15 protein-coding genes are annotated in these 14,508 nt (G+C 44.7%); 9 read left to right on the top strand and 6 right to left on the bottom strand.

The features are described 5' to 3' along the window. Positions 1–3 precede the first annotated feature (3 nt). The 3 genes from rhaS to rhaB form a co-directional block, all read right to left on the bottom strand. On the bottom strand, positions 4–1,002 hold the full coding sequence (rhaS, locus tag AC6I8U_RS17605; RefSeq protein ID WP_394154341.1) for a rhamnose ABC transporter substrate-binding protein: 999 nt from the start codon (positions 1,000–1,002) through the stop codon (positions 4–6). A 104-nt stretch (positions 1,003–1,106) separates the two neighbouring features. Next, a complete protein-coding gene (locus tag AC6I8U_RS17600; RefSeq protein ID WP_498019101.1) occupies positions 1,107–2,372 on the bottom strand; it encodes an L-rhamnose isomerase in 1,266 nt (421 codons plus the stop codon). Positions 2,373–2,384: 12 nt separating this feature from the next. Then, positions 2,385–3,827, bottom strand: a complete 1,443-nt coding sequence (gene rhaB / locus AC6I8U_RS17595; RefSeq protein WP_498019100.1) for a rhamnulokinase — start codon at positions 3,825–3,827, stop codon at positions 2,385–2,387. A gap of 277 nt (positions 3,828–4,104) precedes the next feature. Between rhaB and AC6I8U_RS17590 the strand changes: the two genes are divergently transcribed. The 3 genes from AC6I8U_RS17590 (at position 4,105) to AC6I8U_RS17580 (ending at position 6,107) form a co-directional block, all read left to right on the top strand. Next, positions 4,105–4,383 carry a hypothetical protein gene (locus AC6I8U_RS17590; RefSeq protein WP_498019099.1) on the top strand — a complete coding sequence of 93 codons (279 nt, stop codon included), beginning with the start codon at positions 4,105–4,107 and terminating at the stop codon, positions 4,381–4,383. A gap of 294 nt (positions 4,384–4,677) precedes the next feature. Continuing rightward, a complete protein-coding gene (locus AC6I8U_RS17585) occupies positions 4,678–4,857 on the top strand; it encodes a helix-turn-helix transcriptional regulator (RefSeq protein ID WP_498019098.1) in 180 nt (59 codons plus the stop codon). A 218-nt stretch (positions 4,858–5,075) separates the two neighbouring features. After that, positions 5,076–6,107 (top strand): IS630 family transposase, encoded by a 1,032-nt coding sequence (locus AC6I8U_RS17580; RefSeq protein WP_498016718.1) that lies wholly within the window; start codon positions 5,076–5,078, stop codon positions 6,105–6,107. Here the strand turns inward: AC6I8U_RS17580 and AC6I8U_RS17575 are convergent. Further along, positions 6,085–6,675 carry a GntR family transcriptional regulator gene (locus AC6I8U_RS17575; RefSeq protein ID WP_498019097.1) on the bottom strand — a complete coding sequence of 197 codons (591 nt, stop codon included), beginning with the start codon at positions 6,673–6,675 and terminating at the stop codon, positions 6,085–6,087. The two genes, AC6I8U_RS17580 and AC6I8U_RS17575, sit on opposite strands and share 23 nt — an antisense overlap. Positions 6,676–7,092: 417 nt before the next feature. Here AC6I8U_RS17575 and AC6I8U_RS17570 point away from each other — a divergent pair, with 417 nt between their 5' ends. Genes AC6I8U_RS17570 through AC6I8U_RS17550 form a run of 5 tightly spaced genes read left to right on the top strand, consistent with a single transcriptional unit; the run spans position 7,093 to position 10,825 of the window. Then, a complete protein-coding gene (locus AC6I8U_RS17570; protein ID WP_498019096.1) occupies positions 7,093–7,551 on the top strand; it encodes an RpiB/LacA/LacB family sugar-phosphate isomerase in 459 nt (152 codons plus the stop codon). Positions 7,552–7,565: 14 nt separating this feature from the next. Next, positions 7,566–8,573: a dihydroxyacetone kinase subunit DhaK gene (locus AC6I8U_RS17565; RefSeq protein ID WP_498019095.1), complete on the top strand. Its 1,008-nt coding sequence runs from the start codon at positions 7,566–7,568 to the stop codon at positions 8,571–8,573. Next, a complete protein-coding gene (gene dhaL, locus AC6I8U_RS17560; RefSeq protein WP_498019094.1) occupies positions 8,570–9,205 on the top strand; it encodes a dihydroxyacetone kinase subunit DhaL in 636 nt (211 codons plus the stop codon). Before AC6I8U_RS17565 ends, dhaL begins: the two co-directional genes overlap by 4 nt. Then, entirely contained in the window at positions 9,202–9,990 is a 789-nt protein-coding gene (locus tag AC6I8U_RS17555; RefSeq protein WP_498019093.1) for a triose-phosphate isomerase, read from the top strand. Before dhaL ends, AC6I8U_RS17555 begins: the two co-directional genes overlap by 4 nt. Further along, the gene (locus tag AC6I8U_RS17550) at positions 9,983–10,825 is read left to right on the top strand and encodes a sugar phosphate isomerase/epimerase family protein (protein WP_498019092.1); all 843 of its coding nucleotides are present in this window, start codon (positions 9,983–9,985) and stop codon (positions 10,823–10,825) included. The genes AC6I8U_RS17555 and AC6I8U_RS17550 overlap by 8 nt, the downstream gene beginning before the upstream one ends. 90 nt (positions 10,826–10,915) lie before the next feature. Here the strand turns inward: AC6I8U_RS17550 and AC6I8U_RS17545 are convergent, their stop codons facing one another. Both AC6I8U_RS17545 and AC6I8U_RS17540 read right to left on the bottom strand, forming a co-directional pair. Then, positions 10,916–12,058 (bottom strand): iron-containing alcohol dehydrogenase, encoded by a 1,143-nt coding sequence (locus AC6I8U_RS17545; RefSeq protein ID WP_498019091.1) that lies wholly within the window; start codon positions 12,056–12,058, stop codon positions 10,916–10,918. Positions 12,059–12,182: 124 nt separating this feature from the next. After that, complete coding sequence (locus AC6I8U_RS17540) at positions 12,183–12,797, bottom strand: YMGG-like glycine zipper-containing protein (RefSeq protein WP_498019090.1); 615 nt, start codon at positions 12,795–12,797, stop codon at positions 12,183–12,185. A gap of 223 nt (positions 12,798–13,020) precedes the next feature. Here AC6I8U_RS17540 and AC6I8U_RS17535 point away from each other — a divergent pair, with 223 nt between their 5' ends. Next, positions 13,021–14,457 (top strand): IS1182 family transposase, encoded by a 1,437-nt coding sequence (locus AC6I8U_RS17535; protein ID WP_498019069.1) that lies wholly within the window; start codon positions 13,021–13,023, stop codon positions 14,455–14,457. Positions 14,458–14,508 lie beyond the last annotated feature (51 nt).

The raw sequence follows: 14,508 nt of genomic DNA, 5'->3' as shown, positions 1-14,508 counted from the left end.
CAATTAGAAAATCTTGGCAAACTTCTTAACGTTAGAACTGTCATATTTAAAAGGAGGTGCCATTGCCGCATTACCCTCTGCGTCTAGTTCTGCGACACCAAGGCGTCCCATACTTACTTCTTTTTCAGTTGCATCACCTTTTACCAACTCATGAGCGATGATTGTTGCGGCATAGCCAAGGTCAATAGGGTTCCAAATTGCGAAACTCTTAACCGCACCTGAATCTACGTGACCGGCAAGTTCTGAAGGTAGTCCAAGGCCAGTAACGTAGATTTCACCGGTTTTACCGGCATCCGTTACAGCTTGTGCTGCAGCAACGATACCGACTGATGTCGGAGCAACAATCGCCTTCAAGTTTGGATAGGTCTTAATAAGTCCCATAGTCTCGCGATAACTTTTGTCTGCTAAGTCATCACCATAAACGGTTGCAACCAAATTAAGCTGAGGATATTGAGGAAGCACTTTCTTCATCTCATCGATCCAAATATTTTGGTTCGTTGCGGTAGGGGATGCTGACAAAATAGCGATATCACCTTTTTCACTGCCTGTCGCTTGCACCGCTTCAGCCGCTAATTCGACATTTACCTGTCCAATAAGAGGGTTGCTTGAAGGGTTTAAATGAACCGCTCGACCCGGTTCGGCAACACCGGAATCAAAGGATACGACTTTGATACCCCGCTGCTGGGCGCGTTTTAAGATAGGAACAAGAGCATCGGTATCGTTGGAAGAAATCGCAATCGCATCAACACGTTGTGATATTAGTGAGTTGACAATCTCAATTTGTCCTTCTGCAGTTGGCGTAACTGGACCTGTATAGATAATTTCTACATCGTCTGATAGCTCCTTAGCGGCTTGTTGCGCTCCTTCATACGCGGCTTCAAAGAAGCCAATCCCCTGTGCTTTGACCACAAGACCGATACGCATATCGGCTGCAAAGGCTGCGCTTGTCGCTAAAATGCTACTAGCGATAACTGCATGTTTAAATAAACGTTTAAGATTCATAGGGTAACTCCATGTGAGAGTAGGTTCACGTTGTATTCCGGCCCGAGCAAGACTGCTAAATTCCCTCGGACCGCATTGATCGAATTAGTGTGGGACTTCTTGTCCTACTTTCGATTTAATAATATTTCTTGTTCGTACTGTTTAACTTGGGCTAGCCAATCTGAGCCAACTGGGACATCTTGTGAAACGCAGTAGTGATCCCAAACTGCCGTCCATGGAAGAGATTTGAGTTCTTCCATTAGCGCCAATCGGCTAGTGTAGTCTCCTGCAAGTTCCAGATCTTTGAGCTGTTGTGACGGCTCTAACAACGCACGAAGTAGCGCTTTTCTCATGTTACGAGTACCAATGACCCATGCAGCTACTCGATTGATAGATGCGTCAAAGAAATCGAGGCCGATATTGACTCGATCCAGTAAACCGTGACGGATAATCTCATTTGCTACAGCTTGCGTCTCATCGTCGAGCAGGACGACGTGGTCACTGTCCCAACGGATAGGGCGGCTAACGTGCAGTAGCATTTCTTTTACAAATAGGGATGTAGAAGAGATCTTGTCTGAGATGACCTCTGTTGGGTGATAGTGACCAGCATCCAAGCAAAGAACGATGTCTCTAGTTGAGGCATAGCCCATGTAGAACTCATTAGAGCCCGCAGTGTATGCCTCTGTGCCAATGCCGAAGAGTTTAGATTCAACTGCGTCCTTGTGATATTCCTTTGAAATAGGTTCAGCAATGATTGCATCAAGAGAATCGGCAAGACGTTTGCGCGGTGCCAAACGGTCAGCAGGAATGTCTTTAAATCCATCAGGGATCCAAATATTCATCACCGAAGGGGTACCTAGTTCCTTCCCGAAGTACTCAGAAACTTTACGGCTTGCAATACAGTGGCGGATCCAAAACTCTCTCACTTCTTCATCTGGGTGAGTCAGAGTCATATTGTCCGCACTTAGCGGGTGTGAGAAGCACGATGGGTTAAAATCCAAGCCAATTTTCTTGCCTTTTGCCCACTCTACCCAGTTAGCGAAATGTTTCGGCTCAATCTTGTCTCGTTCAACAGGAACATCGCTCTCAAGATAAATTGCGTGTAGGTTAAGTCGTAGCGCTCCCGGGATCATACTCATCGCATAATCGATATCGCCACGAAGCTGTTCAGGCGTTGTCGCTTTACCAGGATAGTTCCCTGTTGCTTGAATGCCACCAGTTAATTCACCGTCTGGACTTTCAAATCCAGCAACATCATCTCCTTGCCAACAATGCATAGAAATAGGGATTTGATTAAGCGCTTGCATTACGCTTTCGGTATCGATGCCTAGCTCTGCATAACGAGCTTTTGCAATCTCATAACTTGATTGAATTTGGTCGATTTTTTCCATTTCAGTTCCTTACTAAAATTGGCAGATACGTATGAATTCAGGCCATTTTTCGTCAAAACGGTCCGTGTCCTGCGGAAGATATTTGTGTGTTGGGAATGACTTCGCGACGAGCGCTCTAGCTTCAGCAACATTTGTAACTTCGCCTAGTGCGATCAGTTGTCCGCAAAGATTCCCGATTGCTGAGGCCTCAATTGGGCCTGTGGTTACTTCTACACCTGCTGCATCAGCGCATAGTTGGCTTAAGAAAGTGTTTTGAGTGCCGCCACCAATGATATGAATTCGGTCCGCGATGGTTGGCTTTATACTTTGAAGCTCCTCAAATACCTTTCGATACTGCAGCGCCAAACTCTCAAAAACGCAAAGAGCTAATTCACCAGGGGTTTTGGGTACGGTTTGTCCTGTTTGACTACAAAACGTTTGAATTGCGTCAATCATCGAATTTGGATTGAGAAAGCTAATGTGGTCAGGATCAATTAGAGACTGCATTGGTGTACTCACTTCTGCAAGGCTGACTAGTTCAGAGAAGCTGTATTTATCTAGCTCCTTTTGAACGTTTTGGATAAGCCAAAGTCCCATAATGTTCTTAAGTACTCGGTAGCGTTTTTCTGCTCCACCTTCATTGGTCACATTGATCGCTTTTGCCATTTCATTGACGATAGGCTTTCGACTCTCAAAGCCCATTAAAGACCAAGTTCCCGAACTAATATAGACAGCGTCGTCACCTTGAACAGGTAGCGCCAAAATAGCGGATGCTGTGTCGTGGCTTGCAATTGACGCAAGTGGTATAGACTCACCATCTTGACGACTATAGCTACCGATAATGCGATTCGGTTGCTCAGGAGGAAGTAGCCACGAACTTGGTACACCAATCTTTTCGAGTAGCTCTTCGTCCCACTCGTCCGTATGGCAATTTAGGAGTTGCGTAGTGGTTGCATTGGTATATTCACAGCCTTTGATACCGGAAAGTTCAAAGTTAAGGTAGTCAGGGATCAGAAGCAGTTTATCTACTTTAGAAAACCAATCAGGCTGTTCCTTAACCACAGATGCGAGTTGATAGAGAGTATTGAACGGAAGAAACTGAATACCGGTTTTACTGTAAATAGATTCTTTGGTCAGTTTTTCGGTCACTTCTTCAAACACTGAACTGGTTCGGGGATCTCGATAAGAAATAGCAGCATCAACTTTTCTACCAGCCGCATCAATCAGAACGTAGTCAACGCCCCAGGTGTCAATAGCCATACAATCAATAATCGGATGACTAGCTTGCGCTAAATCACAGCCAACCTTAATTTCTTGGAGAAGCATTTCTGTGTCCCAGCAAACATTTTTGCCGATACGTTGAAGGGAGTTTTCGAAGCGATGAACTTCTTCTAATGTAAGCTTATCCTTGTCGTATGTGCCTAAAATGACACGACCGCTTGAAGCACCGAGGTCAACAGCAAGTAGTTTTCTCATCTTTGAAAGGCCTCCTTGATAGTGTTTATCCTAGGAGTCTATAGGCGCGCTGAACGGATGACCTTCAATAAAACTCAACGAATGTTATGAAACATGTAGATTTTCAAAGACGCTGCATATTTGGTCACATTTCGAGGTTTGCCCTTTGTCAAAGATTGTCTGACGATATGGAGTCATTATGAATCTATAAATGAAGTATAAAAATTATGTGAATGATCCTGAAAGGGAGGTAGGTTAGTTTCATGTATATCAGTAAGTAGTTGATAGAGTATTAAAGTTGACAAGTAAACGTATACCGTTTGAAGTATCGGATAATATCAGCTTTTCTTATCGAGAGCATATTAAGCAGGCTCTTATTTCACTTGGCGTAGAACATATTGCTGTTTCTGTGTCGATGCAAAACAAGGCGCCGTACTACCTAGAAGTAAACGCTTTGAGAGATAGGTTGAAGTCACAATCTAGAGAAAAGACCATTCAAATACTTGAGAGCTACTCTGTTGAAGCTGGGGACTCAGGGAGCCAAAAGGTCACTTGTATTGTCAACAAAGAAATGTAGGTCAGCTACTTCTGTAGTGATGAACTCGTTATCAAGTATACTAATCCATATCTGTATATTGAAAAAATGAAACTAGATTGTTGAAGTCAAGTCGTCTTATATATTCAAAGCTTAGAGGCATTAGACGAAGAGTCATTGCTTTCATTAAGAAGATTTTCATATATTGTCGAGAAGTGGGTGATTTCTTGACTAGCTCACCAAAGGTTACTTTTTTCCTTAGCAAACTTTCAGAACTTCAATCAAGAAGCTTATGAACTCAAGCTAACTAAAGCGGAGCAAGATGTTCTAAATCTTATGCTCAAAGGTTATACCTGCAATGAGATTGCTGTGTATCGTCAAGTGTCCAAAGAGACAGTGCGTTGCCAAATAAAATCGCTTCTCCACAAAATAGATTGCCATAGTCAGAATGAACTAATTGCAAGTCACAGTCATTTCAATCACCTTTGCTACTTACTGTTTGATTGTCATCCCTAAACCACGCCTTTGGCGGTGGTGATTGTTCCTAAGGGCTGTTGCCCGAAAACACGCCCATGTTAGAAGTAAGACTCTTATTCACCACAAGTAAGAGGAAACAATTAACATGGGCGATTATAGAAGTTCATCACACGTCTACTGACGATGCAAATACCATATATACCCGTGATCATTGAAGACGCTTGATTTTTCCTGAATAGAGGATCATGCTAGCAACTATGAAAATTACTCTGACCAATGAACAAAAGCAGGAACTAAAAATCCAGCACAGCACAACGCGTGACGGACGAGTTCGTGACCGTATAAAAGCGGTTATTCATGCGAGTAATGGTTGGTGCCCCGAAGAAATTGCAGACGCACTTCTTATTCATGAATCCACTGTTCGACAACATATCAAAGATTACCTAGAGTCGAACAAGCTCAAGCCTGAAAATGGCGGTTCACAAAGCTATCTATCGGCTCGGCAAACCCAAGAGTTGGTTCAGCATCTAACTGAAAATACATACCACCATTCGTCCGAGATTATTGCGTACGTGTTTGAAAGGTTTCAGATTCACTATAGTGTTCCTGGCATGAACAAATGGCTTCATCACAATGGTTTCAGCTACAAGCAGCCGAAAGGCGTTCCACATAAGTTCGATGAGGAAAAACAGCAAGCGTTCATAGAGGCTTATGAAGCACTGAAAGCAAGCTGTGGCGAGGATGAATCGATAGTGTTTATCGATGCCGTTCACCCCACACTGTCAACCAAACTCTCCCATGGTTGGATACGTACAGGTCAAAGTAAAGTTCTGGACACAACAGGTAATCGTAGCCGATTGAACATTGTTGGTGCTCTGAACCTATCAGATATTGGAGCGACCATTGTTAGCGAATACGACAGCATTAACAGTGAAAACATGGTTCGATTTTTCTGCAAACTCAGAGAGAGCTACCCGCTAAATCACAAGCTCCATGTCATCTTAGATGGAGCTGGATATCACCGCAGTGATTTAGTCAGAGATGCGGCATTTGTCCTTAATATTGAACTGCATTATCTCCCACCTTACAGCCCGAATCTTAACCCAATAGAGCGGCTTTGGAAGGTTATGAACGAGAAGTCAAGGAATAACGTTTACTTCAAAAGTAAACGGGATTTCAAGGAAGCCATTACCCAATTCTTTACGGTGACTCTTCCAGAGATTGCAGGCTCGCTGACGTCTCGAATCAATGATAATTTTCAGGTGTTCAAGCCTGCATCTTCAAGTTGATTGGGTATATGTTGCCAGACTCTAAGTTGTCGATTAATTTATTGTGCTCGATAATCGAATCCCATGGTAAAGGTCTAAGCTTAATAACTATGTCTTTGCAACGCTTATTTTGTTCGTTATATTTTCTTGCGGTTTCTATAAGTCTAGAATTTTCAGTATATTGAAATATTTGGTCATGGAAGGCAAAGTCATGTATCGCCCACTGTTGAATATCATTATGGTCAAGTGCCTGCTCCATTTTGGCCGTATAGTCACGAAGTATATCTAATTGCGCCTGTGTGAGTCCTTTTGATATACAAATATCGAGTGCCATTACCTCTAGGTGTGCAATGAGCTCGTAAAGCTCTTCTACATCGCGTCTTGACAAGGCGCATATTTTAAGACCGTGTCTTGGGTGGAGTTTTATGAGTCCATCTTGCTGTAGTCTTAGCAGAGCTTCTCGTACAGGAGTTCTGCTAAAGCCACAAATCTCAACTGCCTCATCGACTAGTAGTTGTTGGTTGATTCTAAATTTATTCTCTAAAATCATGCATTTAAGCTTGTTATATGCTTGTTCTGATAGCTTCATAGTGCTTACCACTGCCTCCATGTGACACTCAAAAACTGAGCAAAATCAATTAATTTTCTACTGCATTCATTAAAAAATTTATTAAAACATCCGTTAATTGCTATTGAGTATAAAATAAGCAGCTAATTTCAAACGCGATCTGAATCACGCTAACAGACAAAATATAACTTATTTTCCTCGTGAGTTAATGTACAAAAAAAGAATATTAAAATATTCTTATGGATTGTTATTGTGTTTGATTAATATATTAATGTCTAACTAAAATATAATGGCTGACTAATTTTAATTACTAATGCACAAAATAAATAAGAAATAAATTAATAAATTCTTTGTGACGCAATTCAAATATGACCTGTCTAAAATAAAGTACTTTAATAATAAGTGTTGTTAAATCTACTCCATTAGTTAGTAGGTAATATGAGTATTGCGATTGGCTGCGATGATGCGGCGGTGAACCTTAAATATGTACTTTGTGAACATTTACAAAAGTTAGGTTATGAATATACAGACTATAGTGAAGCACCAAAGGATGTTTCTAATTTATATGCAGATATTGCCGAACGTGTTGCACAAAAGGTAGCAGATAATACCCATGAGCGCGGAATTATCGTTTGTGGTACGGGTATTGGGGTATCGATTGTCGCGAATAAAGTGCCGGGGATACGAGCTGCATTGTGTCACGACGTTTTCTCAGCAGTGCGTGCGCGCAAGAGTAATGGTGCTCAGATCATCACTATGGGCGAGCGAGTCATTGGGGTGGAGCTTGCTAAGACCATTTTAGAGGCTTGGCTTAATGCTGATGAGATTGATGAGTCATCCAAGCCTAAAGTACAAAGGATTTGTGAGATAGAGGCAGAGCTTCACGCTCAATCGTGATTGAGGGATAGATAATGAGAAAACCAAAGAAACTGATTAATGACAGAAACGCGGTTGCTCGTGAGCAATTTGAAGGGTTTATGGCTGCGATGAGTCGTGATCTTGAGCCTATCTCAAATCACACCTGCGCCATTCGCAAAGCACCTCTGAACGGCAAGGTAGCCGTGTTTACTGGTGGTGGTGCCGGTCACGAGCCGATGTATGGCGGCTATGTGGGCGAAGGGTTAGCGGATGCGGTCGCTATTGGTGACGTGTTTGCTGCCCCGACCCCTGATGCGATCTTCGAAACAGCTTTGGCACTGAATCCAGAGAATGGCGTGGTGTTTATCTACGGTAACTACGCTGGTGACAACATGAATTTCGATATTGCTGCAGAGCTACTGGAGGACGAAGGGGTTCGAACTCACACGATTCGCATCAACGACGATGTTATTTCCGCTCCGATTGACAACAGTAAAGAGCGCCGAGGCATTGCAGGTGCCCTGTTCGTTCTCAAAGTTGCCGGTGCTGCTGCCGCTCGTGGAGACAGTTTTGAGCAAGTCGTCGAGGTGGGAGAGCATGCGCTTCGATCGACGAGTTCGATTGGCGTCGCGCTCGGTCCTTGCGCAATACCTAGAAACGAGGGTTTCAATTTTCAGATCTCAGACGATGAAATCGAGATAGGAATGGGCCTGCATGGCGAACCAGGTGTTGGCAAATCCAAGCTCTCAAGTGCTGATGATGTGGTCTTTGAAGTGATGACCAAACTAGAGCATGAGGCTGAACTTAAAGAAGGCGACGAGGTAGCGTTACTCATTAACAACCTCGGCGCATCGACTCAGATGGAACTGCTTATCGCCAACCGAGCAGTTCATCATTATTTGAGTCAGAAAAATGTATCCGTGGTGGATAACCTGATAGGTGGTTACTGCACCTCGTTAGAGATGTCGGGTTGGTCTATCTCTCTACTCAAGCTTGATGAGCAACTGAAGTCTCTTTATCAGGCACCTTGTCAGTCATTCGCATTGAGGAAGTCACTATGAACAGTCAAGAAACGAAACAGATGTTGAAAACTATGTCCTTAAATATGGTCAAGAGTGAGCCACTACTGACTAAGGTGGATCAAGCAATTGGCGATGGTGATCATGGCCTAGGTATAGAACGCGGCTTTCAAAACGTCTATGACATGATTGATCAAGGATTTGAAGCTAGTAATGTGGGTGATGTTTTGACCAAAGTTGGCACTAAACTCTTGACCACTATGGGCGGAGCATCAGGAGCGATCTTCGGTACCTTGTTCCGAAATGGCGGAAAGGCTGTGGCTGGTGAACCCGAACTGACGACCCCTGTCGTTGCTGAGTTCTTGGCAGCTGGCCTAGAAGGCATTCGTAAGCGAGGCGGCGCGGATGAAGGCGCGAAAACGATGATCGATGCTCTTGCTCCTGCAGCTCGAAAAGCCAATGAGTTGTCGCATTTGCCGTTGAACGAATCAATGCCACTCATTGTAGAGGCATCTAAGCAGGGCGTTGAAGCAACCAAGTCTATGATTGCTACGACAGGTAAAGCCAAAACATTAGGCGAACGCTCACTGGGATACCCAGACCCTGGAGCAATTTCAATGTCACTGATTTTGGAGTTTATGGAAGCGTCGATTGTAGAGGGAGAGCCCGCATGAAAAAGGTCTGGTTGGGCTCTAGCTGGAAAATGAACAAAACTCACGATGAGGTGGGCAGATACTGTCAGCTGATAAAACCGTATCTTTCAAATCTTAGCGCTGACCTGCAGACTTTTCTCATACCTCCGTTTCCTTATGTAAAGCAAGTTGAAACGGCACTTAGTGAGATCCGATGCTTAGCGGGTGTCCAGAATGTGGGCTGGGCGAGCAGTGGACCATATACAGGGGAAGTGTCTGTGGATATGGCGAAAGACATAGGCGCATCCCTTGTGGAGATCGGACATTCAGAGCGCCGAGAGTGGTTCGGTGAGACAGACGCGACGGTCAATAAAAAAGTGATCCTGTCACTCAATACAGGTCTAAGACCATTAATTTGTGTTGGGGACACTGCAGATGAAAAGTGTTGGGGAGTATCAGCGGAGTCTATCGTGCGGCAGGTAAAGATTGCACTGCACGGTGTTTCCGTTGAGCAAGTGACTAAAGTACTTATCGCCTATGAGCCTGTATGGGCAATTGGCGAGAATGGTACGCCTGCATCGACAGAAGAAGCAGAAACTGGTCTTGCTGCGATAAGGTCTGGGCTGATGACACTTTATGGCTCCAAGATCGCACAATCTGTTCCACTTCTTTATGGTGGGAGCGTAAACATCCACAATGCCAAGATGCTGTTGAGACAACCGAATATCGATGGTTTGTTTGTTGGTCGAACGGCTTGGCAACCTGAGGGATTTGCGAGGTTAATCCAACTGGTGACGGAGGTCATCGAGGAGCAAGCTTATGCTTGATAACTTCTCAGTCAGTACCGTTGCTTACTCGGGGTATACGCTTGACCAAGCGATAGAGTCATTACATCGCATTGGGATAAAAAACATTGAGCTGGCTCTGATTAAAGGAGCGGTACACGATCTGGTAGAGTCTGATATCACTATTGAATTGGCCGAGTGGGTAAAAAGCAGCCTTGATCAAAAAGGTATGCAGTGTACCTCTTTTGCTGCTCACTGTGAGATGAACCTAGGCAACTGCAAAGAGCGGTTGTTAAGGCGTGTCCAGCTCTGCTGTACGCTCGCTTGTCCAAGGTTAGTCTTATATGCGCCAAGAGATACAACGTGGCTTCAGTTCTATAACGAGGCTAGGGCAGCATTCGATCTTGCTAAGTTATCCGGTATTAAAATACTGATAGAAAATGTTGGGGATACACGCTCTTATTTACTCAATGATGCCGATGATTTTGATGCGTTTATTGAGCAAGTAGACAGCTCGGTTGTTGGAATAAATTTCGATCCAGGTAATTTTTTGTCTCATCGTCCAGAGCTTGATGTGCTGGAACATTCCATTGCTAGTCTTGAAGTAGCGGAACACATCCATATTAAGGATTTAATTCAGTCTGGTGATGCTTGGCAATGTTGTGAAGTTGGTGATGGTGCAGGTCGCTATGACGCGCTTTTTGACGTCGCCTATCAACAGGAAAGCATGCCTTTTTTCAGTATTGAATCACCATACTCCTTAGAGCGGTTAGTGGATGGTTCAACTAGGCTGAAGCCAAGGGACACAGTGCTATCGATTCAAGACATTGAGATGAGGTTGTGCTCTTCCATTGAGTTTGTCCGCGCTCGAATTTAGTACGAACTCGAATTTAGAAAGAATAGGTGCGCAAGCCGTTTTGGTTTGCGCACCTAAGGTATTAAGTTTATCTAAGTCGTAGAACTGCTCTTATAGGGCTTGTTCTAGGATACGACGTGATACGTCAATACTAATTGCTTGGTTTTCGCCAAGTTTGAGGTAGCCATAGTCCTCGAGCTTCTTGATAACTGCGTCTACGGCTTCAGATTTGTCACCTTGCACCTCTGAAAGCTGAGTATCGACATTCAAACTCGCGTAGAAAGCCTCAATCGCTTGAATCGTGCGCTCTGCAAGATCGTCGCTATCTGTTAGCCCAAACACGTTGCGACCCATCTGTTCAATCTTGCCTTTCTTAAACTCCATTTGGCTTCTGAGTAGCGAAGGCTGAATGATAGCAAGCGAGCGCGCGTGGTCGACATCCCATAGCGCCGTTAACTGATGACCAATCATGTGAGTAGCCCAGTCTTGAGGCATACCTGTGCCGATGAGTCCATTTAGCGCTTGGTTAGCTGTCCACATCAAGTTCGCACGCCATGCATCGTCTCTTTGCTCGAATGCTTTGCCAAGCTCGAGAAGATTTCTCAACAATACTTCGGCGTAACCTTCTTGAACCATATGTCCTGTTGGAGACGTAATGTACTGTTCACAAACGTGAACCCATGCGTCGACGAGACCATTGATCAGCTGGCGCTCCGGGAGGGTTTTCATTGCATCTGGGTCAAGTACAGCGAACGCGGGACGAACGGTTGGAGACAAAAAGCCGAGCTTTTCTTGCGTTGCTTTTTTAGTCACGACCGCCCCCATATTTGATTCTGAGCCCGTTGCCGGGAGCGTGAGAACCACACCCAATGGAAGGGCAGACTCTGGTTTGTACTTACCAGTAATGAGATCCCAGCTGTCTCCGTCGTGTAGAGAGGCTGCGGCGACGTATTTGGTTCCGTCAATGACGCTACCACCACCGACGGCGAGTAGATAATTGATGTTCTCGGATTTAACTATCTCGATGGCTTTATCGAGGGTTTCTTTGGTTGGGTTTGCTTCTACTCCTGAAAACTCTAACCATTGATGATCTTTGAGCGCAGCGACAACTTGGTCGTACACGCCATTCTTCTTAATGGAGCCACCACCGTAGATGACTAGTACTTTTGAATCTTTGGGGATGCTATGACTAATTTGCTCAATTTGACCTTGACCAAAATGAATAACAGTAGGGTTTACATAGCTGAATTTCATGACATTGCCTCATGTATCGTATTATCGATTATGCGAATGGATCGAAATCGGTTCGATTGCTCTTACTTATACTTGGGGCGAATGGATCAGGCTTCAAGGTAAACCTGACCCATAATTGGAAGGATTATCCGCAGGTTGGTGCTGAACCGGCGATTTCACGCTCTTGCTGCAGTTCTTTGTGCAGAGCTTCTAGTTGAGTTTTTGCCTGGTTGGCATCGTTCATGGTGGAGCTCAATTTCACGTATTTATCAACGGCGCGATCGACCCCTTGGGTGTTTCCTCGGTCATAGTCTATGAGAGCCTGCATTGCGACGCCTGCTTCTTTATAAGATTGCTGAGACGCTTGTTCTGCTTTTAGCGCTGCTCGATACGCATCATCATGCTGGCAAGAGACAAGCGCACCGATAGACGTTTCAACATCTGGTCCGAATTCTAAAGCTGGCTTAGAGGGAGCCGGCGGTGCCGATTGAGCCGCTTGTTGAGCCTCTACTTGTTGGTCTTTTGAATAACCGTCGATAGCGCCCGCTGTACCACCTGCTAGTGCACCTGCGGTGACATTTCGGCTAAGACGGTAAGTATCAACCTCACCATCGACAATAAGGTCGGTTAGTGCACCAAGCATGCCCGCCGATACTGCACCAACCGCGGCCCCCTCAGCAGCGCCTTGCGTGGTGTTAGCTCCGCACCCAACCAAGAGGCTCGCAGCAATTGCAGTAGCCAAAAACGACTTTAACTTCATAGTTTACTTCCTATGTAACTGACTGTATTAAAAGAATTATAGGACCATATTTTCGAAAGTATGCGAGTAATGTGAGAAATTTGGGTCACGGTGCAACAAATTAGCGTTAGACCTACAATTGAAGCAGCCGCTCTTTAGGGAGCGGCTCAGATTGCTGACAAAGGTCTAGCCATCAGGCTAGACCTTTGATCTAATAGAGGTATCGAAATATGGATATCTCAATATGCTTCAAGAGCCTTCACCTCAACAATATGAACTCGAAATGGTCACTATGGAACAGCTCGTTCCTCAGAATCATTTAGTTCGTAAAATAGATAAAGCCATCGACTTCGAATTTATCCGTGATGAAGTCGCTCACCTCTACTGTAAAGACAACGGTCGCCCACCTGTTGACCCTGTGCGCCTGTTTAAAATCATCCTGCTTGGCTATCTCTTCGGAATCAAAAGCGAGCGACAACTCGTGAAAGAGATTGAAGTCAATGTCGCGTATCGATGGTTCTTGCGTATGTCACTGACAGAGAAAGTTATCCATGCGTCGACACTCAGCCAAAACCGTATTCGCCGCTTTAATGGTACCGATGTGTTTGAACGTATCTTTATCAATGTCGTGGAGCAGGCTATGGCGAAAGGCTTGGTTGCTGGCCAGGAGCTCTTTACTGACAGCACGCACCTAAAAGCCAATGCCAATAAGAATAAGCACACGAACAAAGTGACTAAGGTTCGCGCCAGTGCCTATCTTGATATGCTCGATGAAGATGTCGCGCTAGACCGAGAGAAAGAGGGTAAGAAACCTTTAAAAGCACGTGCCTCAGAGCCTAAAACTAAGAATACAAAAACAAGTACGACCGACCCGGAAAGTGGCTTCATGACTCGAGATAATAAGCCTCAAGGCTTCTTCTATCTCGACCACCGTACAGTGGATGGGCAGCATGGCATTATCTTAGATACCCATGTCACTGCAGGTAATATCAATGACTCTCAACCTTATGTTAAGCGTCTGGACTCTACCCTAAAGCAATTTAACCTTAATCCAATCGCCGTTGGACTCGATGCGGGCTACTTCACTGCGCCAGTCGCTGAGTCATTAGAGCGTCGAAATATCTTGGGCGTGTTCGGTTATCGCAGACCGTCCAGAACAAAGAATGCATTCAAGAAAAAACACTTTATCTACAGCAAAGAGCGAGACAGTTACCGCTGTCCTAACGGTCAAGAGCTCATCTATAAAACAACGTCTAGAGATGCGTATCGTGAGTATCACTCCGACCCGAAAGAGTGTGCTCTCTGCCCAATGCGAGATGACTGTACGCAAAGTAAAAACATGAAGAAAGTCATTACAAGACACATCTATACAGACGCGGTGGATAGAGCAAACCAAATGCGGCTCTCACCTTATGGAAAAAAGACATACAGACGAAGAAGTGAGACGGTAGAGCGGAGCTTCGCCGACGCTAAGCAGCACCATGGTCACCGTTATGCCCGCTTCCGTGGATTATCCAAAGTGCAGATGCAGTGTTGGCTGGCTGCTGCCGCTCAAAACATCAAGAAGATAGCGTTGGTGGTGAGCTATTTACGAAAAATAGGGCTAAATATGTCCCAAATACGTCAAATTATGGCGTCTAGATACCAAATTAAGCATTGTGCTTTTCTAAACTTGGCATGACCAAAAATATCGCGATCGCGGCCTACGGCCGCTCATAAAAGAGAACCCCAC

Source organism: Vibrio sp. KUL80 (genome assembly GCF_059725495.1).
The sequence above is the reverse complement of the archived record's forward strand: the minus strand, read 5'-3'. Positions and strand labels throughout refer to the sequence as shown.

Excerpts from the sequence above, each read along its gene's own strand:
- AC6I8U_RS17540 (WP_498019090.1), bottom strand. The coding sequence starts at position 12,797 with ATGAAGTTAAAGTCGTTTTTGGCTACTGCAATTGCTGCGAGCCTCTTG.
- rhaB (WP_498019100.1), bottom strand. The coding sequence starts at position 3,827 with ATGAGAAAACTACTTGCTGTTGACCTCGGTGCTTCAAGCGGTCGTGTC.
- AC6I8U_RS17575 (WP_498019097.1), bottom strand. The coding sequence starts at position 6,675 with ATGAAGCTATCAGAACAAGCATATAACAAGCTTAAATGCATGATTTTA.
- AC6I8U_RS17585 (WP_498019098.1), top strand. The coding sequence starts at position 4,678 with ATGCTCAAAGGTTATACCTGCAATGAGATTGCTGTGTATCGTCAAGTG.
- AC6I8U_RS17565 (WP_498019095.1), top strand. The coding sequence starts at position 7,566 with ATGAGAAAACCAAAGAAACTGATTAATGACAGAAACGCGGTTGCTCGT.
- AC6I8U_RS17600 (WP_498019101.1), bottom strand. The coding sequence starts at position 2,372 with ATGGAAAAAATCGACCAAATTCAATCAAGTTATGAGATTGCAAAAGCT.
- rhaS (WP_394154341.1), bottom strand. The coding sequence starts at position 1,002 with ATGAATCTTAAACGTTTATTTAAACATGCAGTTATCGCTAGTAGCATT.
- AC6I8U_RS17545 (WP_498019091.1), bottom strand. The coding sequence starts at position 12,058 with ATGAAATTCAGCTATGTAAACCCTACTGTTATTCATTTTGGTCAAGGT.
- AC6I8U_RS17535 (WP_498019069.1), top strand. The coding sequence starts at position 13,021 with ATGCTTCAAGAGCCTTCACCTCAACAATATGAACTCGAAATGGTCACT.
- AC6I8U_RS17570 (WP_498019096.1), top strand. The coding sequence starts at position 7,093 with ATGAGTATTGCGATTGGCTGCGATGATGCGGCGGTGAACCTTAAATAT.
- AC6I8U_RS17550 (WP_498019092.1), top strand. The coding sequence starts at position 9,983 with ATGCTTGATAACTTCTCAGTCAGTACCGTTGCTTACTCGGGGTATACG.
- AC6I8U_RS17555 (WP_498019093.1), top strand. The coding sequence starts at position 9,202 with ATGAAAAAGGTCTGGTTGGGCTCTAGCTGGAAAATGAACAAAACTCAC.
- AC6I8U_RS17580 (WP_498016718.1), top strand. The coding sequence starts at position 5,076 with ATGAAAATTACTCTGACCAATGAACAAAAGCAGGAACTAAAAATCCAG.
- dhaL (WP_498019094.1), top strand. The coding sequence starts at position 8,570 with ATGAACAGTCAAGAAACGAAACAGATGTTGAAAACTATGTCCTTAAAT.